This window comes from Streptomyces sp. NBC_00490, assembly GCF_036013645.1.
GTDB classification, from domain to species: Bacteria; Actinomycetota; Actinomycetes; order Streptomycetales; family Streptomycetaceae; genus Streptomyces; species Streptomyces canus_F.
On the sequence record NZ_CP107869.1, the window covers coordinates 4,587,717 to 4,608,852 of the forward strand.

The following is a 21,136-nucleotide window of genomic DNA, read 5'->3' on the forward strand; positions in this document are numbered from 1 at the left end:
AGAACGCCGAAGGACCTCCCGCACCACGGATGGCGGGAGGTCCTTCGGGTGGTTCGGTGACCGGAGCGGGTCAGGAGGCCTTGGCCTCGGTCTTCTGCTCCGGCTTCGCGGCCGCCGGCACGGGCTTCGCGGCCTCGTAGAACTCCTCGCGCGGGTGCTCCATCGCGCCGAGGGAGACGACCTCGCGCTTGAGGAACATGCCGAGGGTCCAGTCGGCGAAGACGCGGACCTTGCGGTTCCAGGTCGGCATCGCCAGACCGTGGTAGCCACGGTGCATGTACCAGGCGAGACGGCCCTTGACCTTGATCTTCATCTTGCCCATGACGATCATCGCGACGCCCTTGTGGAGGCCGAGACCGGCCACCGCACCCTTGTTGGAGTGCGCGTACTCCTTCTGCGGGAAGCCCCGCATGCCGGAGACCACGTTGTCGCCGAGGACCTTGGCCTGACGCAGCGCGTGCTGGGCGTTCGGCGGGCACCAGGCGTTCTCGACGCCGGCCTTGCGGGCGGCGACGTCCGGGACCTGGGCGTTGTCGCCGGCGGCCCAGATGTAGTCGGTGCCCTGGACCTGGAGGGTCGGGGCGGTGTCCACGTGGCCGCGGGGGCCGAGCGGGAGGCCGTAGCGCGACAGGACCGGGTTGGGCTTGACGCCGGCGGTCCACACGATGGTGTTGGAGTCGACCTCCAGCCCGTTCTTCAGCACGACGTGGCCGTCGACGCAGGAGTCCATCGAGGTGGAGAGGTAGATCTCCACACCGCGGCTCTCCAGGTGCTCCTTGCCGTACTGGCCGAGCTTGGGGCCGACCTCGGGAAGGATCTTGTCCGCGGCGTCGACCAGGATGAAGCGCATGTCCTCGCGGGACACGGTCTTGTAGTACTTGGCCGCGTCGCGGGCCAGGTCCTCGACCTCACCGATGGTCTCCGCACCGGCGAAACCGCCGCCGATGAAGACGAAGGTGAGCGCCTTGCGGCGGATCTCCTCGTCGGTGGTGGAGTCAGCCTTGTCGAGCTGCTCGAGGACGTGGTTGCGCAGGCCGATGGCCTCCTCGACGCCCTTCATACCGATGCCCTGCTCGGCGAGGCCGGGGATCGGGAAGGTGCGGGAGACCGCGCCGAGCGCGATGACCAGGTAGTCGAAGGGCAGCTCGTACGCCTCGCCGACCAGCGGGGCGATCGTGGCGACCTTGCGGTCCTGATCGATGGTGGTGACCCGGCCGGTGAGCACCTCCGCCTTGGGCAGCACGCGTCGCAGCGGGACGACGACATGGCGAGGGGAGATGTTGCCGGCGGCGGTTTCGGGGAGGAAGGGCTGGTAGGTCATGTACGACCGGGGGTCGACGACCGTGACGGTCGCCTCGCCGTAGCGCATCTTCTTGAGAATGCGCCGAGCTGCGTACAGGCCTACGTACCCACCGCCTACTACGAGGATCCTGGGACGCTCCGTGGTGCTCATGCCATCGAGTATCCACCCGCCCCAGGGGGGTCGCTCGTGCGCCCCTTCACAAGCTCCGACGGGGTGTGTGTTATCCTCCGCGACTCGCGTGATCCAGGTCATGGCGCGGACCGGGAACCGGCGTGTACGGCGGGCCGTTGTCAATGCCGCGTGAGCTGCCTCTCCGGGCTTTCGGAGGCTCCGTGAGACCTTCGAAACGATCTCGCGCGACCCCCTCGCGGAGGGTCCGCATCTCGCCGTTTTGAACGTGTTCACAGGGGTGTTGGGACCCCGGAAGGGCCAACCGGGCCACATTCTTCGCCCCACCGGACCGAATTCCTTGTGAAGAACTTCACGAACTTTTCCGACGGCACGCGACAGAGGGGCCCCGAAGGGCCCCTCAGACGTGCTCATACGTTGTTCTGCCTGCTCAGCAGAGGGCTACGTGATCGACCACGCGATGCCGTCGAGGATGTCGTGCTCGCTCACGACGACCTCCTCGGCCCCCGTCCGCTCCATGATCGAGAGCAGTACGAGAGCCCCCGCGGCGATGACGTCCACGCGCCCGGGGTGCATGGAGGGCACGGCCGCGCGCTCGGCGTGCGTCGAGCGCAGCAGCCACTCGGTGATCTCCCGGACCCGCTCGCGGGAGACCCGGGAGTGATGGATGCGGACCGAGTCGTACGCGGGCAGTTCCTGCGCGATCGCCGACACAGTGGTCACGGACCCGGCGAGCCCCACCAGCGTGCGCGCCTCACGCAGCGGCACGGACTCCTCGGCGAGGTCGAGGGCGGCCTCGATGTCGGCCCGCATGGCGGCGATCTGCGCCTCCGAGGGCGGGTCGGTCACGGCCCCGTCCTGGACGAGATGCCGTTCGGTCATCCGCACACAGCCGATGTCGACGGAACGGGCGGCGCGCACCCGGTCGTCCCCGACCACGAACTCCGTCGAGCCGCCGCCGATGTCCACGACGAGATACGGCTCGGCGAACCCGTCGTGGCCGGTCAGCTCCTTGGTGGCGCCCGTGAAGGAGAACTCCGCCTCCCGCTCGCCGGAGATGACCTCGGGCTCGACACCGAGGATGCCGACGACACCCTGGACGAACTCCTCCCGGTTCGAGGCGTCCCGCGAGGCCGAGGTGGCGACGAACCGCACCTTGACGGCTCCCAGTCCACGGATCACGTCCGCGTACTCCCGGCAGGCCGCGAACGTCCGCTCCAGCGCCTCCGGGGCCAGTCTGCCGGTCCGGTCCACGTCCTGGCCGAGCCGCACGATCGTCATCCGCCGGTCCAGCTCCAGCAGCTCACCCGTGGCGGGGTTGACGTCCGCCACGAGGAGGCGGATGGAGTTCGTACCGCAGTCCACCGCGGCGACCCGGCTGAACCCCTCGGGGGCCGGCGGGACGTCGGCGAAGGAGGCGCCGCGGGCCTCGGCGGGATCGGAGACCACGCCCTGCGCGCCCGGCAGCTCGTCCGCCGGGTCGGGAGCCACGAGCGGCTGCACACACGGACCCTTGCGCCACCACTCCGGCAGCATCCCGATCGCCTCGTCGCCCAGCGGGTTCACACCGGGCCCCGCGGCCAGGGAGTGCCCCACCAGAACGTGCAGGCACTTCACCCGGTCCGGCATGCCGCCCGCGCTCGGGAAGCCCTCCAGGACCTCGATGGCGTCACGGCGCGCGATGTAGTCCTCGTGCGCGGCACGGTAGGCGGCGGCGAGCTCCGGGTCGCTCTGGAGCCGCTCCGTCATCTCCTTCATGACGCCGTTCGCCTCCAGCGTGCCGATCGCCGAGGCGGCGCGTGGGCACGTCAGGTAGTACGTCGTCGGGAAGGGCGTGCCGTCGGGGAGCCGGGGGGCCGTCTCCACCACGTCCGGCTGGCCGCACGGACAGCGGTGCGCGATCGCGCGCAGACCGCGCGGCGGACGCCCGAGCTGCTGCTTGAAGGCCTCGACGTCGGCGTCGGTGGGCTCGGTGCGCTCGGTGGTCGGCGGGGGCGTTTCCATGCCGTACGAAAGTCTCTCTGCTGTCTTGCTGCGGAAAAGGTCGGTTCACTGGTCGGAGGCGTCGGACTTGTCGACCCCGTCCCAGACGTTGGAGTACCAGGGGCGGTCGGCCGCACCCAGGTCGGCCCGCGACTGCCGCGCCGAGCCCGGGTCGACGACGATGAACCCCGTCTCCCCCGGCATCACGTAGTGGAGCCGCTCGCGGATCCGCTGCTCGGCGTACGCGTCGTCCTGCCAGCGTGCCTTCTGGTCGCGCAGCTGCTCGACCCGCTGCCGGGCCTGTTCCTGCTGCCGCTGGAGGTCCGCGATCTCGGCGCGCTGGGAGACGTACTGCCTTATCGGATAGGCGAGCGCGACGATCAGCGAGCACAGGACCAGCGCGAGCAGTGCCGCCCGGCCGGTCAGCCGGGAGCGGCGGGCCTGCCGCTTGGTCTGGGAACGGTAGACCCGGGCCGCGGTCTGCTCGCCGAGCAGCCGGATCCTGGTCGCGGTGGAGAACCGGTCCCGGTCCTTGACGGCCATGTCCCCGCCCCTCCTTCACACACGCGCGTACGTCCCCGCACACGGTACGGGACCGGTGCGGGGACGTACGTACGACTGGCTAAGGCTTAGCCCTGCCGAGATCAGCCCTTGAAGCGGGGGAACGCGGAGCGGCCGGCGTACACCGCGGCGTCGTCGAGGATCTCCTCGATGCGCAGCAGCTGGTTGTACTTGGCGACGCGGTCCGAGCGGGCCGGGGCGCCGGTCTTGATCTGACCGCAGTTCACCGCGACGGCGAGGTCGGCGATGGTGACGTCCTCGGTCTCGCCGGAGCGGTGGGACATCATGCACTTGAAGCCGTTGCGCTGGGCCATCTCGACGGCGTCCAGGGTCTCGGTCAGCGAGCCGATCTGGTTCACCTTGACGAGCAGGGCGTTGGCCGAGCCCTCCTCGATGCCGCGGGCCAGGCGCTCGGGGTTGGTGACGAACAGGTCGTCGCCGACGATCTGGACCTTGTCACCGATCTTCGCGGTGATGGTGTTCCAGCCGGCCCAGTCGTCCTCGTACAGCGGGTCCTCGATGGAGACGAGCGGGTACGCGGAGACGAGCTCCTCGTAGTACTCGGTCATCTCGGCGGCCGAGCGGGACTTGCCCTCGAACTCGTACTTGCCGTCCTTGTAGAACTCGGACGCGGCGACGTCGAGCGCGAGCGCGATCTGCTCGCCGGGGACGTAGCCGGCCTGCTTGATGGCCTCGATGATGAGGTCGAGGGCGGCGCGGTTGGACTCCAGGTTCGGGGCGAAGCCGCCCTCGTCGCCGAGGCCGGTGGACAGGCCCTTGGTCTTCAGCACCTTCTTGAGGGTGTGGTAGACCTCGGCGCCCCAGCGCAGCGCCTCGGAGAAGGACTCCGCGCCGATCGGGGCGATCATGAACTCCTGGATGTCCACGTTGGAGTCGGCGTGCGAGCCGCCGTTCAGGATGTTCATCATCGGAACGGGCAGCAGGTGCGCGTTCGGGCCGCCCAGGTAGCGGAAGAGCGGGAGGTCGCTGGCCTCGGAGGCGGCGTGGGCGACGGCGAGGGAGACGCCGAGGATGGCGTTGGCGCCGAGCGAGCCCTTGTTGTCCGTGGCGTCCAGGTCGAACATCGCCTGGTCGATCAGGCGCTGCTCGGTGGCGTCGTAGCCGACGAGCTCCGGGCCGATCTGCTCGATGACGGCGAGGACGGCCTTCTCGACACCCTTGCCGCCGTAGCGGTTGGGGTCACCGTCACGCAGCTCGATGGCCTCGAAGGCGCCGGTGGAAGCGCCGGAGGGAACGGCGGCACGACCCGTGCTGCCGTCGTCGAGGCCGACCTCGACCTCGACCGTGGGGTTGCCTCGGGAGTCCAGGATTTCCCGGGCTACGACGACGTCGATGGACGGCACGAGCATCTCCTTCTTGGGGTGTGACACGGTCCGCCGGGACCGCGGTGGGTTCTGCGAGACGAGCCTAACCGGCTCAGGGCGATCGGCCACCGTGCGGACCGCCCCGTGGACAGAACCGAGAGTAAATTGTTTCCGAACGGAACAAAGACGGTTTCGGAAACCTGGCAGAACCGGCGCGGAAACCGGCGCGGAAACCGGCGCAGAAAAAACCCCGCTCCGGTGCGTACGGGGGAACACGCACCGGAGCGGGGAGCCCGTGGGGACGGGGGGGGACCCTCACGAGGCCTTCAGTATGAGGACCACGGATGTGAGGGCACTGTGGTTCAGCTGAGTCCTGCCCGAATGGCGCGGACCCTTACTCGTGGGGCAGCTGCTACTTGAGGTGCAGCTGCTGACCCGGGTAGATGAAGTCGGCGTCGCTGACGATGTCCTTGTTCAGCTTGAACACCTTCTGCCAGCCGCCCTTGACGTCGTGCTCCGCGGCGATGGAGCTGAGGGTGTCGCCCTTGACGACCTTGTACTCGCCGTCACCCTTCTTGACCTTCTTGCCGGTCGGGGTGGTGACGGTCTTCTTGGCGGCCGGGCGCTCGGAGGAGCGGGAGGCCTGCTGCTCGGAGGAGCGGGTGCTGGAGCCGCTGTCGCTGGAGGAGCTGCCGGAGGAGCTCGACGAGCCGCCGCCGTTGTAGCTCGCGCTCGACAGGCCGACGCCGCAGGACGGCCAGGCACCCTTGCCCTGGCTCGCGAGGACCTTCTCGGCTATCTCGATCTGCTGACCCTTGGTGGCCTGGTTGGCCTGCGCGGCGTACGCCGTGCCGCCGTACGCGGCCCAGGTGGAGGCGGAGAACTGCAGACCGCCGTAGTAGCCGTTGCCGGTGTTGATGGACCAGTCGCCGCCCGACTCGCACTGGGCGACGGCGTCCCACTCGGAGGCGGTGGCGGCGGAGGCGTTGCCGGCCGCCATCAGCGGGGCGGCGATGGCGACACCGGTGACACCGGCGAGCGCGGCGGCGCGGGTGGCCTTGGACGGACGACGGTGCTTGCCCTGACCGGAAAACAGCATGGTGGATCCCCTCACCGACGCCTGCGAGGTGAGCTGTCGGGTTCGGGCCGGTTGAGTTGCCCGGCCGCGCATCTCGCGATGCGCGGCTTCACCCCAAGCCGGTCCAGCGTGAACTGCTGGGCCCGGCACTTACCTTGGGTCCCCCGCTCCTGCCTACGGCGCTTGACGCGACGACTGTTCCCGTACGGCCGCTGGCAGGATTCGGCGTTGCGGCAGCCGGGGCTCGTGGTGACGAGCGGTGTCGACCGTAGACAGGGAATCCGCCGAATTTCAAAGACGATCAGGGCTTCTGAGACTCATCCCACACTTTCATCAAACCGGACATTTGATGCGAAGTGTGGAGTGAACTCCCGGCATTTCCCAGGGGTTTTCGCCCTATTCGCTACCGAGTACGAGGGTCTGACCGGGCTCGATGCTGCTCGGGTCGGCGCCGATGACCTGCTTGTTCTCGGTGTAGAGCCGGCGCCATCCGCCGTCGACGTCAAGGGAGTCGGCGATGGAGGCGAGAGTGTCGCCGTCGCGGACGACATAGGACCCCTCTTCGGCGCTCGCGCCACGGTGCCGGCCGGTGCTCTCCTGGGTGGCGGAGAGGGCGCCGGTGTCGACGAGAGCCGAAGAGCCGCCTTCTTGCCATGAGTTGTCCGATTCGACACCCTTTGCCGGTGCTGTGGACGGACTGTCGGACGGCTGTGAGTCTTCGGCGCCAGGGTCGGAGGTGTCCGAGTTGGAGGACTTGTCCGCTTCGGTGGACGCCGAGGGCGAAGGGCTCCGGTCGGCGGAGGACCCGGTCGACGCGTCGGACGATCCGGAGGAGTTGGACAGCCCGGACGAGGCGGAGGAATCAGACGATTCAGATGAACCCGACTCTTCGGACGCCGACGGGGTGCCGCTCGCGACGCCGGTGTCGACGTCGTCCGAGGCCGAGTCCTTGCTCAGCCCGTTCAGCAGACCGCAGGTGCCCCAGACGCCGACACCCTGGTCCGCGAGGACCTTCTCGGCGACGGCTATCTGCTGGTTGCGGCTGGCGAGGTCGGGACTCGTGGCGTAGTCGAGGCCGCCGTACTTCTCCCAGTTCTCCTGGGACAGCTTGAGCCCGCCGTAATAGCCGTCACCCTCGTTCGCACTCCAGGAACCGTCGGTCTCGCACTTGGCGACCTGGTCCCAGGTGCTCCCCTCCGCCGCGCTCGCGCCGCTGGCGCCCAGAAGCGGGATCGCGATGGCGGAGCCGGTCACTCCGGCCGCGACGAGCAGTGCCGGAGCCTGGCGGGGGCGACGGTGACGACCGTTCCCGGTGAGCATGCGGAGGCCTTTCGCGAGACAACAATGACCCGCGCGGCGGGTGGAGACAGTCGCCGCGCTGATGCGTGAACGTATCGGCAGTCGATCACTTGTCACAAGTTAATGCCGCGCAGATCACGTGAAGATCACAGAGTTGAGCGCGGGTCATGTTTGGCCGGTTCCAGTACAACTCCCGCTGTGACATGCAGCGATGGGACGAGGGACTCACGCCGAACCGGTGAACTCTGCCCCCGGCAGTTCAAGTGGCTCATGAGGACGGGCCAGAAGCCCTTCTTGAACCAGGTGTTCTGTCGGTCCTTGGCAAGCGCCCACGGGCCGAAGCGCGCGGGAAGCTCGTCCCAGAGGCAGCCCGTACGGAGTCGGTGCAGAATCCCGTTCACCTGGGTTCGGACATCCACCGCGCCGCGCGCGAACTGGCGACGCCGGAAGTAGTCCGTCATCAGTTCCTCGACGGCGGGCCAGGCGTGCTCCGGCACTTCGGCAGGGACGGGCGTCCCGGTCCTCTCATGCCACTCCGTCACCTTGCACTTGACTCCGGATCGCTTCCGCACCTCTCCGAGCGGCTTCACCGTGATGTCCAGAAGGGCGATCACTCCCCCCACTTCGGACAGGGTCAGGTCCCGCAGCTCCTTGCCCGCACTCAGGCTGAGATCCGGCTCTGCTTCTTCCTGTTCCGCAAGAACCTCTCTCGCCTGGGCCAGCAGATGCCTTGCGCTCCGCACGTCCTCTGCGAGTTGGCGCACCGCCGCGTCCTTCACCGACTGGTCGAGGCCGGGAACAGCGGCCAGTTCGGTCATCGCGCGAGTCGCGGTCCCCTCCCTCTCCTGGAGCGACTTCTCGAGCCGGGCTACGCGCTCTCGCTGTTTGCGGGTGTCTCCGGGGCGAGCCGCCCGGCTCGGCGCCATCAGCCAGGGGAGCCTCTTCGGTTCGGCCAGGAACGTCACGACCTCGGCCCATACGGCCGCTTCGACATCGTCAGCGGTCAGATAGGGGTCCGCGCAGTTCGTCGTCCTTCTCCTGCCGTTATTGCCACCGGCGCATCGGTAGTACCGGGTGCCGTTCGACTTGCGGTAGGCACCGACGTAGCGGTGTCCGCACTCACCGAGGATCCGACCACTCAACGGATAGTCCCCGGCCCTCGCATGGGGCGCATGCCCTGTCTCCCGCATGGCCGCCGCAAGGGCTCGGGCCCTTTCCTCGGAGATGATGCGGGGGACCGAAATGGCCACGCTGTCCCCGTGCAGAGGCGCCCCGTCTCTATCCAGTTTCGTGCCGTTCTTCCCGCTGTCGGCCGGGTCACGGAAGAGGACCTCGCCCTTGAGAAGAGCAGGGCTTCTGAGGCGTCGATGAAGATTGGAGGCGGTCCAGGGCCTGCCGCTGCGAGTAGGTTTCCCAAGGGCGTTCAGCTCCTGGGCCGCCTGGGAGATGGTCTGCTGCTCATCCACGATCAGGGTCACTGCGGTGCGGACGACATCCGCCTCGTTCTCGTTGACGATCAGCGCGCAACCACGCTTGCCGGTCTGCTCAATGGCGTATCCCCACGGTGGCGGACCGCCCACCCAGCCACCTTCGAGCGCCTTGAACTGACGACCGTCCTGAGTCCGCTCACGGATGAGATTCCGCTCGGCCTCGGCCATCAGCGCGTGGAACTGCAGCTGATGTCGACCGAGTTCCGTGGTCGTGTCGATGTCCTGAACAACCGATGCGAAGCTGACGCCGAGGTCTTCCATGGCCCAGACCCAGGTCCAGAAGGCCTTGCCGGTACGGCCGATGCGGTCGAATCTGTGGACCACGATCACGTCGATCAGACCTTGCCGAGCGACCTTCTCGAGCCGCAACATGCCAGGGCGGTCAACTGCCGCCCCCGACACTCCTTCGTCCCTGAAGATCAGCTCGGGGGCAAGGCTCCATCCAGGCTTGCTGGCGACATACGCGCGGCACGCACTCTCCTGGACTTCCAGTCCGTACCCCCGCGTCTGCTCATGGGTGGAAACCCGCAGCATCAGAGCCGCTCGAACCGCACGCACCGACTCCGGCCCGCGGTTGACCCCGGGCGTGGGCACAGCCGTAGCGTTGAACACGTCAGCCCCCTCACGGCCAGCAAGACCTTGGCGCTCTGACCAGCTCAAGGACCTTGCGCTTGCCGGAAAAGTAGTGCTTGCCACGACGTAATATCCGCGAACCCTTAAATCCAGCTAGTCGCTTATCTAGCGAAACATACGGATGTTCGACCCATGCGTGCCTGCGGACGCGCAAGCGCCTTGCGGCTGCGGATACGGTCATCACGTGAACGTCTCGAACACCGGCCCCGAACTCTTCACCTGGGAGTTCGCCTCCGACCCGTACCCGGCCTACGCCTGGCTGCGCGAGCACTCGCCCGTCCACTGGACGAAACTCCCCAGCGGTGTCGAGGCGTGGTTGGTGACCCGCTATGCCGATGCGCGTCAAGCGCTCGCGGACCAGCGCCTGTCGAAGAACCCCGACCACCACGCAGGGGACGCTCAGGGCAAGAGCCGGACCGGTATTCCCGGCGAACGCAGCGCCAATCTCATGACGCATCTGCTCAACATCGACCCTCCGGACCACACCCGGCTGCGCCGCCTCGTCTCCAAGGCGTTCACTCCGCGTCGTGTGGCGGAATTCGAGCCCCGGGTACAGGAGTTGACGGACGGTCTGATCGACCGGTTCGCCTCCCAGGGGCAGGCCGACCTCATCCACGACTTCGCCTTTCCTCTCCCCATCTACGCGATCTGCGATCTGCTCGGCGTTCCACGCGAGGACCAGGACGACTTCCGCGACTGGGCGGGCATGATGATCCGGCACGGAGGGGGCCCACGCGGGGGTGTCGCCCGTTCCGTCAAGAAGATCCGTGGCTATCTCGCCGAACTCATCCACCGCAAGCGCGGCGACCTCGGCGACGACCTGATCTCGGACCTCATCCGTGCCTCCGACCATGGCGAGCACCTCACCGAGAACGAAGCTGCCGCGATGTGCTTCGTGCTTTTGTTCGCAGGATTTGAGACCACTATCAACTTGCTCGGCAACGGCACGTACGCGCTCCTGCGCAACCCCGACCAGCGCGCACGGCTCCAGGATTCGATCGAACGCGGTGAGACCGAGCTCCTCGACACCGGCATCGAGGAACTGCTCCGCTACGACGGCCCCGTGGAACTGGCCACCTGGCGCTACGCCACCGAACCCCTCGTCATCGGCGGGCAGCCCATCGCCGTCGGCGACCCGGTGCTGGTCGTGCTTGCCGCCGCGGACCGCGACCCGGCTCGGTTCGCCGCCCCGGACTCGCTCGACCTGTCCCGGGGTGACAACCAGCACCTCGGGTACGGCCACGGCATCCACTACTGCCTCGGCGCTCCCCTGGCCCGCCTTGAGGGCCGTACCGCCCTGGGGACCCTGCTGCGCCGCCTGCCGGATCTCGAGCTCGCCGCCGACCCCGCCGACCTGCGCTGGCGAGGCGGACTCATCATGCGTGGACTTCGTGACCTCCCCGTACGGTTCACCCCCGTCCGAGCCGGTCATCCGCCCGTCTGATCGCGGCGCGGCGACCTAGCCGCCGTTTCCCTCCGCCTCCAGCACCGCGTCCCGGTAAGCCCGAGCCGCACCCCTCAGTGCCGCCTCCGGGTCGACGCCCTCGGCCTCCGCGTGGGCCGCCAGCGCGAGGAGTTCGTACCCGATGCCCTCGCCCGTGGGCAGCGGAACGTCCAGACCCGCCGTGCGGACGCGGGACGCGAGTTTCGCCGCCAGGGCGAGGCCCGGCTGGCCGAGGGGGATGCCGTCTGTGACCGACTCCCGCTGTTTCTCTATGGCCTTCGTGCGCAGCCAGTGTTCCTTCACCTCCTCGGGGGTCGTCGCGGTCTCGTCGCCGAAGACGTGCGGGTGGCGGTGGATGAGCTTGGTGACGATGCCGCCCGCCACGTCGTCGACGGAGAAGGGGGCGTCCGGGTCCTCCTCGGCGATGCGGGCGTGGAAGACGACCTGGAGGAGGACGTCGCCGAGTTCTTCGCGGAGTTCGTCGCGGTCGCCCTCCTCGATGGCCTCGACAAGTTCGTAGGCCTCCTCGATGCCGTACTTGGCGAGGCCCTTGTGGGTCTGCTGGGAGGACCAGGGGCACTCGGCGCGGATGCGGTCCATGACCTGGACCAGGTCGAGGAGGCGGGCGCCCGGGAGGTCGTAGGAGGCGGGGAGGAGTTCCAGGTCGGGCATGGACACGCGGCCCGAACCGGCGAGGCGGGCGAGGCCGTCGGTGAGGCGGGGCTCGCCCTCGCCCGTCGCGACCACGACCACGGTGTGGCCGCCCGCGCACACCTCGACCAGTTCCTCCGCGGTCGGGGAGGCCTCGTCGACCTGTATCCCGGCCTCCCGCAGATACGGCAGCTGCGGGTGCGCACCGTCCGCGCACAGCACCCGGTCGGCAGCGTGCAGCGCCTGCCAGGCGGGCCAGGACAGCAGGCCGGGCGCGACACGGTGGCTGGTGGTCAGCAGGACGATGCGGCCGGGGGCGGCGGCCGGGGCGGATTCGGGGTTGGTGGTGTTCACAGCTCGAAGCTAACCCACACCGCCGACAGAGCCGATCAGTTGTCCACAGGCCCGGGGGTGGGGGTGGGGATGAGGGTGGAGTGGGACCGTATGGCCGGCCGTGGCGTTACGCCGTCTCCGGTGTCCCCGTCGACGTGACCTCGCGGACCCAGGGCGTCTTCGCGTCGACGCGGCTGCTCTTCGCGTCGTCCCAGGTGCCGTAGCGGGGGTTGAGGTCGATGTCGAGTTTCTTGGACGCCTTGGCCAGGGCCTGCCAGAAGTCGGCCTTGCCGGTGTCGGTGCCGAGGACGGCGGCGAGTTTCTGGGCCTCGAGCTGGAGGCGGAGGTTCTCGTCGAGGCGCTCGGGGGCGATGCCGTAGCGCTGGAGCCAGGCCGTTTCCAGGGCCTTGGCGCCGCCGGCCTGCTGTTCCAGGCCGGTGCGCATGTCCTGGATCTCCTTGCGGGTGACCGTCACCCCGGCGTCCTGGGCCGCGCGGTGCAGCACCTGGTCGAGGACCATGCTGTGCAGGGTGTCCCGGCTGAGGGTGCCGGTCTTGGCGATGGCCTGCGTGTACTGCGCCTCGTCCGGCACCGCGGCGCGCTGTGCCTCGCGCACCTCGTTCACCCTGGTCTCCAGCTGGGCGACGGTGATCCGCTGGCCGCCGACGACGGCTGCCGCACCCGGATGCGCGTCGTTGCCGCAGGCGGTGAGGAAGGGCGCCGCGACGATCGCGGCGGAGAGGAGGAGCGCGGTGCGACGGCGGCGGTGCAAGGAAGCCTCCCGAGGAGATTGTGCGGCGGTGCACAAAGTCTTGCGGTGATCGATGGTAGGCAGTGGACAAGCTCTGGCCAACCCATTCGACCAACGATTCACCAGGACATCGGGCACCGACGCACTCCGCCGAGGAACGCGGAGCGGTATCCGTGTGCGGCCACCGCCGCGTTCAGCCGCGCACCTGGCCCAGCCACTCCAGCGTGCGCCGGACCTCCACCGCGAGCGGATGGCCGGGGCCGTGCAGGCGTTCCACGTCGTGCACGAGGCGGGCCAGGGTGTCGTGGGCGGCGGCACGGTCGCCGAGGGCGAGCAGCAGGTGGCCGATGCGGCGGCGGACGTCGTGGGCGAGCTCGGGGTCGCCGGCCACGTACTGGTTCTCGTAGTACGGCAGCAGCGCGCGGTACTCGGCGAGGGCCGCCGCCGGTTCGCCGAGCTGCTCCAGGCACTGGGCGGCCTCGTAGCGGAAGCGCAGCGACTGGGGGTCGGCCTGGCCGGCCTCGGCGGCGCGTTCGTCGGCGAGGCGGCGCAGTTCGGGCAGCGCGCGCCGGTACTGGCCGTCGTCCATGAGCGTGGCGGCGTACTGCTTGCGCAGGGTGCGTACGACCGGGGAGTGCTCGCCGTGCTGTTCGGCGGCGGCGGGCAGGATCGCGCCGAGGATGTCGACGGCCTGGGTGATGCGGCCTTCGCCGAGGAGGCGCTTGACCTCGTCGACGGCGCGTGCGACGTCGGGTTTCTCGGCGGGGGGCGCGTGCGGCGCGGCGGGCGCCGGCTGGGGCGCGGGGGTGCGGGCGCGGTCCGGCCAGGGCGCGTGCGGGCGAAGGAAGGGGCGCGTGGGGTCCAGGGGCGCCCCTGTGGGGGTCCCGCGCGCGGGCAGGAGCAGCGACAGGTGCTCGTACACCTCCTGCGCGCTGGCGGGCCGGTGCTGTGGGTCCTTGGCGAGCAGGCGCAGGACGAGCGCCTCGAGCGCCTCGGGGACCTCGGGGCGCAGACGGCGGACGGGGAGCGGGGGCTCGTAGAGATGGCGGTGCAGCACACCGAGCGCCGTGGAGCCGGAGAACGGGACGTCGCCGCTGAGGAGCTCGTGCAGCAGTACGCCGAGTGCGTACAGGTCGGTGTAGGGGCCGACGGCGCCGCCCATGGCCTGCTCGGGTGCCATGTAGGCGGGCGAGCCGATGGGGGTGCCGGTGTGGGTGAGGCGGGTGGTGTCGGCGTCCATGACGGAGGCGACGCCGAGGTCGAGGACGGTGACGGTGCCGTCCTGCTTCACCATCACGTTGCGGGGCTTGAGGTCGCGGTGGACGATCGGCACGGCGTGCACGGCGCTCAGCACGGCGCAGAGCTGCGCGGCGACCGCGACGGCCCACTGCCAGGGGTAGGGGTCGTGCTCGGCGAGGTGGTCGGAGAGGTCCGCGCCGTCGATGTACTGCATGACGAGGAACAGCTCCTCGCCCTCGCTGCCCGCGTCGTGCACGGTGACGAGTCCGGGGTGGTCGACCTGTGCGGTCACCCGGCATTCGCGGACGAAGCGGCGGCGCAGCTCGTCGGCCTCCTGCCCGGCCACCTTGTCGGGGCGCAGCAGCTTCACCGCCACGCGCCGGTCGAGCCGTTGGTCGTAGGCCGTCCAGACCTGTCCCATGCCGCCCTGTCCGATGAGCGTGGACAGTTCATAGCGGCCTGCGACGACACGTCCTGTCGTCACGGTCACCTTCCGCCCTCATAGCCGCCGTTGGGATTGCCGTCCTGGCGGCGCAGGTAGTCGCTCAGTTCGTCGAGCTCGGCGCGTACCTGGTCGATGCGGGCGGGCGCGGGGCGCTGGGGCGGCTGTACCGGGGGCACGGGCGCGTGGGGCGCCGCGTCGCGGGGTGCGGGCGGGGGCGGCAGGGGGTTGCGCGGGATCGGCGCGGGCGTCTGCGGCAGGGTCGCGGCGGTGTACGGCGACTGGGGCTGCGGATAGCCGTACGCCGGGGCGGGCTGCGGGCCGTAGGCGCCGTAGCGGAGCTGGTGGAAGTGGCGGATGTCCGCGGAGAGGTAGTACGCGATCGTGGCGATGAGGGTGCCCAGGAGCAGGACCAGGCCGGTCCAGCCGCCCACGGTGTGGATGTCTTCGCCGGACTCCGTGCCGAGCAGCACCAGTCCGAGGACGACGCCGACGAACGAGGCCACGAACAGGACCCAGTCGAGCCCCCTGCGCGTCACGATCGCCAGACGCAGCAGCATCGTCCAGGCCAGCAGGCCGATGGAGAAGATCGAGATCACCACGAACAGCACGCGCAGGAAGACCAGCAACGCCGGATGGGGCGGCTGCTTCACCGGCTGCGTGTAGCCGTGGCCATGCATGACAGCTCCTGGTGCCTGAGGTGGGCGTACGTGGGCGGCCGACGCCCGGCAACCCCGTTCCTGCGATTGTCGCTTCGAGCGTATAGGCCGACAACGACATGCGGTCCAGGGTTGTACCGAACCGTTGTCGTGCTGATCACGTCGTACGGCGGCGCAGGTCACGGCGGGGCGGTCGGAGGGCCGAATTCCGCAACCGCCGGGCGCCACCCGGGCATCAGTCGGGCGTCAGTCGGGTGCGACCGTGCCGTCGGTGAGGCCGTCGTACATCCCGCGCACGAGCTGGTTCCCGAGCCGGCCCGCGTGCCGCAGCGCCCGCTCGAACTCGTCGAGCGCGCGGAAGCGCGCGCCGTAGCGCCGTTGTTCGTCGAGCGGGAGCCGGGGCAGTTGCAGACGGCGCACGTCCAGGCGGGTCGCGGTGGAGGCGTAGCTGCTGGCCTGACGGTTGTTGGCGGTGCCGCGCAGGAAGCCGGCGAGGAACCAGGGGTCGAGCGCCGCGGGATCGGGGCGCAGGAGCACGAGACTGCGCCCGAGGGCGGCGCCTGCGCTCGCGTCGTCGATCACGCGTGCCATCGAGCCGCCGCCGAGCACCGGCACGACGACGTCGCCCGGCTCGACGAGCACGGCCTCCTCGTCGCTCTCGGGGAGCGTGCCGGAAGGGGCGGTGCCGGCGATGACGTCGTGGTCGGTGAGGACGGGCACGCGCGCGTGGCCGCCGTTTCCGCCGGTGCGCATCACCAGGGCGCCTCCGCGCGCGAGTTCGCCGACGGTGGTGAGCGGCCAGCGTGCGGGCTGTGCGGTGTCGGCGGGCGGCGGGGTGAGGTCGGTGGTCAGGCGCAGGGTCTCCCCGAGGCGCTCGCGCACGGCCGTGAGCGCCTCCGCGCCGTCGGCCGCCGTGGCGGGCGGGAGGTGGCGGGCCGGGGCGAGGTCCACGTCGTCGTCGAGGAGGTCGATGACGGGCAGGGCGCGCGCGAGGCCGGGCCGCTCCTGGAGCGTGCCCGCGCGGTCGAAGGCGCGCCAGGCGTCGAGCACTGCTTCCCGCACCTCCCGCCAGTCGGGGCCGCCGCGTCCTTCGGTGGCGAACTGGCCGGTGTCGGCGAGCAGCACCTCGGGCTGGGCCGGCGCCTTCTCAGGGCGGCGCAGCACCCACAGATGCAGCGGGATGTTGTACGGGGGTGCCGCGCCGACCGGCAGGGCGACGACCGCGCGCAGCGCGCCCCGGCGCAGCAGGTCGGCGCGGATACGGCGGCCCGAGCGGCGGGAGGCGGCGGCGGGCGGCATGAGGAGTACGGCGGTGCCGCCGTCCTTGAGGCGGGCGAGCGCGTGCTGCACCCAGGCCAGCTCGGACTCGGTGCGGGCCGGGAAGCCGTACTCCCAGCGGGCGTCGTAGGCGAGTTCGTCGTGCCCCCAGTTGCGCTCGTTGAACGGCGGGTGGCACAGGACGGCGTCGGCGCGCAGCTCGGGGTGGGCGTCGGCGCGCAGGGTGTCGCCGGTGGCGCCGTACACGTGGGCGCGGGTGTGCAGGGCGAGCCGGAGTGCGGTGAGGGCGGCGAGTTCGGGGGCGCTGTCCTGGGCGTACAGCTCCTGGTCGGCGCGGGCGGTGACGGCGCGCAGCAGGGCGCCGGTGCCGCAGGCCGGGTCGAGGACGGTGCGGGCGGGGCCCGCGAGGTCGGCCATGAGGCCGGCGAGGTCGGCGGGGGTGAGCGTGTACTGGCGCGGGTTGGCGTCGAGGTGGCGGCCGAGCAGGAACTCGAAGGTCTGCCGGGCGCCCAGCTCCGCGGCGAGCTCGGCGGCCCCGCGCAGGAGGGGGACGGAGGGGAGGAGCTCGGGGGCGAGGGGGGTGTGAAGGGCAGTGCGGGGGCTCGCCGGGGGTGAGGTGTTCACAGCGCCGGTGCTGTTCACGGCGTCCGAGGTGTTCACAGCCGTCGCGGCACCGAATCGTGGTGCCAGGACCTCCTCCAGCGCTCCCGGCAGCATCGCCGCCAGCCGCGCGTCGGAGCCGGCGCTCGCGTCCAGCCAGACGGTGGGGCGGTCGTGGATGAGGAGCAGGACGCAGCCGGCGTGGGTGAGGGCGGTGACCGGGCCTTCGGGGTGGCCGGAGAGCTGCTGCCAGACACGTTCACGCAGCGGGACCTCGGCGAGTTTCCCCTGGTCACGCAGCCAGGCCTCGACTTCGGCGAGGGCGAAGGAGGGGCTGGTCTCGGTGCCGCCGACCGGCTTGGGGAAGTCGGCGTGGCGGCGGCGCCAGTTGCTGACGGCGGCGCGGCCGACGCCGGCGAGCCGGGCGATCCCGGCGGCGGTCACCTCTGTGGCGTTGTCCTGCACCGGCCCGGCTCCCCTCGTCGTCCTGCGTGGCCCCGCGCGTCCCGCAGCTGGCCTGCGCTCCGCGTGTGACGCCGAGCATAGCGGCGTGCGCAAGATCTACCCCTTCACGGCCGTGTACTCACACCATTGCGTGAACCGTGTTGACTCGGTTCACACGCTCTGGTCTTATTGACCCAGCGAACGAAGGGCAGCCGAAAAGCGGCTGTCACCGTGTGGGAGGGGACACAGTCATGGGCATGAAGGGCAAGGTCGCGCTGGGGGCCGTCGTGGGGATCGTCGTCATCGGTGCCGTCTCGGCGAACTCCGGCGACGACAGCGACTCCACGAGCGGCGACAAGGGCTCTTCGGCGTCCGCCCAGGCGAAGCCCGGCGGCAAGAAGGAGACGGCGCGGGCGGCCGAGGAGAAGAAGATCGCCTTCGAGGGGGACGGCGACTTCCAGGTCGGCCCGGACATCAAGCCCGGCACCTACCGCACCAGCGGCAACGACGACGGCATGTGCTACTGGGAGCGCGCCAAGGACTCCTCCGGCGAGATGGACTCCCTGCTCGCCAACGACAATGTCACCGGCACCAGTTACGTCACCGTCAAGGCCTCCGACAAGCTCTTCAAGTCGAGCGACTGCAACGACTGGGAGGCCGTCGACACCAAGGCGAAGGGCTCCCCCGCGGCCACGATGGCCGGCGACGGCGGCATGTTCAGAGTCGGCGCCGACATCGCCCCCGGCACCTACAAGTCCACCGGCAACAAGGACGACATGTGCTACTGGGAGCGCACCAAGGACGCCGAGCACGGGCTCGACTCGATCATCGCGAACGACAACGTGACCGGCTCGGCCGTCGTCACCATCAGCGCCTCGGACACCTACTTCAAGACGTCCGGCTGCACGGACTGGAAGAAGACCGGCTGACGCCGGCCACCTACGGCGCGGTCCGGCGGGGCCGACCCACGGCAGTACCCGCCGGACCGCGCTCCCTTTCCGCGCTCCCTTTCCGCGCCCCCTTCCGCACGCCGCGCGTCCCGCCGCGCCCGCTCACCACACCACGACACCACCGAGGAGTTCCCATGCGTCGTACCGCACTTGCCGCCCTCTGCCTCACCGCCGCGACCACCCTCGCGCTCACCGGCTGCCAGTCGGACCAGTCCGGCCGGTCCGGGAAGGACACGGCGGACGGCAAAGCCCGCAGTTCCAGCCCGTCGAGCAGCCCGAGCAAGGCGAAGGAGCCGTTCGCCGGACTGACCGGCGGCGAGATCGCCGACCGGGCCGTCGAGGCCACGACCGGCGCCTCCTCGCTGCGGATGAAGGGGAACATCTCCGACGACGAGTCCGGGGGCACCATCGAGATCGACATGGCCCTGAACAAGCAGGGCGAATGCGCCGGCACGATGAGCATGGGCGGCCAGGGCAAGGCCGATCTGATCAAGGTCGGCGACACCGTCTACATGAAGTACGACGAGGCCTTCCTGCGCGCCCAGAGCAAGGGCGAGAAGAAGTCGGACGTGGACGCGGCCGTGGCGCTGCTGGCCGGGAAGTGGACCAAGATGTCCGCGAAGGGCGAGGACGCCAAGGAGATCACGGGCTTCTGCGACCTGGACACGGTGCTCGGCGACGCCGACGACGTGGACTCGGACGCCTCGCGCTCCAAGACGACCACCGTGCAGGGCACGCCCGCGATCGTGCTGCACGAGCGGGAGGGCAAGGAGCGCTACACGCTCTACGTCGCCACCGAGGGCAAGCCGTATCTGCTGCGGGTGGACAGCGCCTCCGCGAGGGAACCGGGCACCCTGACCTTCAGCGAGTACGACAAGCCCGTCCCCGCGCAGAAGCCCGGCGGCGAGATCCTCGACCTCGACGCCCTGGGCGCCTGAACCGCCCTGCGGCTACAGCGGATGCCGCATCCACACATTGGGCTCGACATACACCGCGTACCCCCGCTCCGGCTCGCACCGCACCGGCACCAGCGCTCCGGGCACCTCGATGTCGCCCCGGGTGTCGAAGGGCAGCCCCGTCCAGCGCCGCCACTGCTCCAGCGAACCGGCCACCGTCATGGAGGCCGACGACACGGAGTGGATGGTGGCGCCCGCCCGGGCGTGGACACGCAGCCAGGGGTCGTGCGGAAGTCCGTCGGGGCGTACGCGGTGGGCGTACTCCTCGATGGGGGTGTGCGGTTCGAGGTGCTTGGCGCTGGGACGGACGGGGGCGACGACCTCGCTGAAGCCGTGCGCCCGGGCGTTGTCGCGCATCGCCGACAGCATGCGGCCGGACAGGCCCTGGCCCTGGGCGTCGGGCCGGACGTTGATGGCGATCGCGCTGACGGTGTCGGGCCGGACCCCTCGGCGCAGGTCGGCGAAGGCCCACAGGAGCACTTCGTCCCAGCCCCGGGCGGGCAGTTCGCCCCGGTCCTCGGCACCGAGGGCGAAGGGCACGCTGAACCCGGTGGCGACGACCTCGCCCCGCTCGTCCTCGGCGAACAGCACATACGCCGGGAACTCCCTGGCGATCCGGCCGTAGTGGTGGTCGCCCACCAGATCCCTGGTGACGAACTCCGGCCAGCTGTCGGCCATCGCGACCACGCGCCCGTGGTCGTCGGGGCGTTCGGCGAGACTCGACACCTTCCGTTGCATGCGGTCACCGTAGGCGTCCGGCACCACGGCCGGGAACCGCTTTTCCGGTCCTGCGGGCCGGGTCAGCCCCCGCACTGCCGCAGCATCATCTCCTTGTCGGCCTTCGTGACAGGGAGCTCGTACTTCAGCGAGACCTGTGCGAAGCGCACCACGTACGAGCAGCGGATCCGCTTGTTCGGGGGCAGCCAGGACGCGGGTCCCGAGTCGCTCTTGGAGCCGTTGGTCGGGCCGTCCACCGGTATGAGGTTGAGCGGGTCGTTGGCGATGTCCTGGCGCTTGCCCTTGTCCCAGCGCGAGGCGCCCATCTGCCAGTCGTACGACAGCGGCATCACATGGTCGATCTGCACCGCCGTGGCACGGGACTTGACCCAGTCGATCTCCCTGCCGGTGTAGGGGTCGGCCAGGGTCATGGAGACGACGACGCAGTTCGAACCGGAGCGGAAGCGGACGTCCTCGCCGTCCCTCTGGAGGAGGTCGTTGCGGGTGTCGCAGCCGTTGCGGGAGAAGGGGATGCCGCCGGGCGCGGAGTCCATCCAGGCGTAGCCGAACTCGTCCCGGTCGTAGCCCGTCTTGGGGCCGCGGCCCTTGGTGTCCACCTTCTCGATCAGGGCGCGCGCCTTGGCTCTGTCGGCGTCCGTGGTGATGGCCGCGAGGCCGGCCTTGGTGCCGTCCGGGTTGTCCAGCGGGCTCACCGCGCGGCCGGAGCTCACCACCGGGCCGGAGCCGGAGGGCTCACTGTCCGCGGGCAGTTCCACGCCCTCACAACCGGCGAGCAGTACGACTATGCCGAGCATCGCCGCGGCGCCCGCAGCCCCGCCCCTCAGACGCGTCACGGTGCGTCCCTCCCCTT

Annotated in this window: 17 protein-coding genes, 1 pseudogene and 1 riboswitch; of the genes and pseudogenes, 3 read left to right on the top strand and 15 right to left on the bottom strand. The window is 70.1% G+C overall.

What is annotated here, in order from left to right:
* Positions 1–70 precede the first annotated feature (70 nt).
* The 8 genes and pseudogenes from OG381_RS20620 to OG381_RS20655 all read right to left on the bottom strand — a co-directional run bounded on the left by OG381_RS20620 (position 71) and on the right by OG381_RS20655 (position 9,780).
* A complete protein-coding gene (locus OG381_RS20620; RefSeq protein ID WP_327717533.1) occupies positions 71–1,453 on the bottom strand; it encodes an NAD(P)/FAD-dependent oxidoreductase in 1,383 nt (460 codons plus the stop codon).
* A 420-nt stretch (positions 1,454–1,873) separates the two neighbouring features.
* The gene (locus OG381_RS20625; RefSeq protein WP_327722521.1) at positions 1,874–2,797 is read right to left on the bottom strand and encodes a Ppx/GppA phosphatase family protein; all 924 of its coding nucleotides are present in this window, start codon (positions 2,795–2,797) and stop codon (positions 1,874–1,876) included.
* Positions 2,798–2,986: 189 nt separating this feature from the next.
* Positions 2,987–3,436, bottom strand: a pseudogene (locus OG381_RS20630) (DUF501 domain-containing protein); the annotation flags it as partial.
* Positions 3,437–3,481: 45 nt separating this feature from the next.
* Positions 3,482–3,958 carry an FtsB family cell division protein gene (locus tag OG381_RS20635; RefSeq protein ID WP_307029707.1) on the bottom strand — a complete coding sequence of 159 codons (477 nt, stop codon included), beginning with the start codon at positions 3,956–3,958 and terminating at the stop codon, positions 3,482–3,484.
* A gap of 101 nt (positions 3,959–4,059) precedes the next feature.
* Complete coding sequence (gene eno / locus OG381_RS20640) at positions 4,060–5,340, bottom strand: phosphopyruvate hydratase (protein ID WP_327717534.1); 1,281 nt, start codon at positions 5,338–5,340, stop codon at positions 4,060–4,062.
* 373 nt (positions 5,341–5,713) lie between these two features.
* Positions 5,714–6,400 carry a transglycosylase family protein gene (locus OG381_RS20645; protein ID WP_327717535.1) on the bottom strand — a complete coding sequence of 229 codons (687 nt, stop codon included), beginning with the start codon at positions 6,398–6,400 and terminating at the stop codon, positions 5,714–5,716.
* Positions 6,401–6,403: 3 nt separating this feature from the next.
* Positions 6,404–6,571: riboswitch (cyclic di-AMP (ydaO/yuaA leader) on the bottom strand.
* Between the two features lie 204 nt (positions 6,572–6,775).
* Positions 6,776–7,699, bottom strand: a complete 924-nt coding sequence (locus tag OG381_RS20650; RefSeq protein WP_327717536.1) for a transglycosylase family protein — start codon at positions 7,697–7,699, stop codon at positions 6,776–6,778.
* A gap of 125 nt (positions 7,700–7,824) precedes the next feature.
* Entirely contained in the window at positions 7,825–9,780 is a 1,956-nt protein-coding gene (locus OG381_RS20655; RefSeq protein WP_327717537.1) for a recombinase family protein, read from the bottom strand.
* Between the two features lie 205 nt (positions 9,781–9,985).
* On the opposite strand from OG381_RS20655, the gene OG381_RS20660 reads away from it, so the two are divergent.
* The gene (locus OG381_RS20660; RefSeq protein ID WP_327717538.1) at positions 9,986–11,245 is read left to right on the top strand and encodes a cytochrome P450 family protein; all 1,260 of its coding nucleotides are present in this window, start codon (positions 9,986–9,988) and stop codon (positions 11,243–11,245) included.
* Between the two features lie 15 nt (positions 11,246–11,260).
* On the opposite strand, the gene OG381_RS20665 is transcribed toward OG381_RS20660, so the two are convergent.
* The 5 genes from OG381_RS20665 to OG381_RS20685 all read right to left on the bottom strand — a co-directional run bounded on the left by OG381_RS20665 (position 11,261) and on the right by OG381_RS20685 (position 17,663).
* Entirely contained in the window at positions 11,261–12,250 is a 990-nt protein-coding gene (locus OG381_RS20665; protein WP_327717539.1) for a nucleoside triphosphate pyrophosphohydrolase, read from the bottom strand.
* Between the two features lie 106 nt (positions 12,251–12,356).
* Positions 12,357–13,001, bottom strand: a complete 645-nt coding sequence (locus tag OG381_RS20670; RefSeq protein ID WP_327717540.1) for a SurA N-terminal domain-containing protein — start codon at positions 12,999–13,001, stop codon at positions 12,357–12,359.
* Positions 13,002–13,173: 172 nt separating this feature from the next.
* Positions 13,174–14,667, bottom strand: a complete 1,494-nt coding sequence (locus tag OG381_RS20675; protein ID WP_327722522.1) for a protein kinase domain-containing protein — start codon at positions 14,665–14,667, stop codon at positions 13,174–13,176.
* A 38-nt stretch (positions 14,668–14,705) separates the two neighbouring features.
* Positions 14,706–15,341, bottom strand: coding sequence for a hypothetical protein (locus OG381_RS20680; RefSeq protein WP_327717541.1), 636 nt, complete (start codon positions 15,339–15,341; stop codon positions 14,706–14,708).
* A 225-nt stretch (positions 15,342–15,566) separates the two neighbouring features.
* On the bottom strand, positions 15,567–17,663 hold the full coding sequence (locus tag OG381_RS20685; RefSeq protein ID WP_327717542.1) for an N-6 DNA methylase: 2,097 nt from the start codon (positions 17,661–17,663) through the stop codon (positions 15,567–15,569).
* Positions 17,664–17,893: 230 nt separating this feature from the next.
* Here OG381_RS20685 and OG381_RS20690 point away from each other — a divergent pair, with 230 nt between their 5' ends.
* Positions 17,894–18,571: a hypothetical protein gene (locus OG381_RS20690; protein ID WP_327717543.1), complete on the top strand. Its 678-nt coding sequence runs from the start codon at positions 17,894–17,896 to the stop codon at positions 18,569–18,571.
* A 155-nt stretch (positions 18,572–18,726) separates the two neighbouring features.
* A complete protein-coding gene (locus tag OG381_RS20695; RefSeq protein WP_327717544.1) occupies positions 18,727–19,530 on the top strand; it encodes a hypothetical protein in 804 nt (267 codons plus the stop codon).
* A 12-nt stretch (positions 19,531–19,542) separates the two neighbouring features.
* Here OG381_RS20695 and OG381_RS20700 read toward each other — a convergent pair whose 3' ends face one another.
* Positions 19,543–20,286 (bottom strand): N-acetyltransferase, encoded by a 744-nt coding sequence (locus tag OG381_RS20700; RefSeq protein ID WP_327717545.1) that lies wholly within the window; start codon positions 20,284–20,286, stop codon positions 19,543–19,545.
* A 62-nt stretch (positions 20,287–20,348) separates the two neighbouring features.
* Positions 20,349–21,119: an HNH endonuclease family protein gene (locus tag OG381_RS20705; protein ID WP_327717546.1), complete on the bottom strand. Its 771-nt coding sequence runs from the start codon at positions 21,117–21,119 to the stop codon at positions 20,349–20,351.
* Positions 21,120–21,136: the final 17 nt, after the last annotated feature.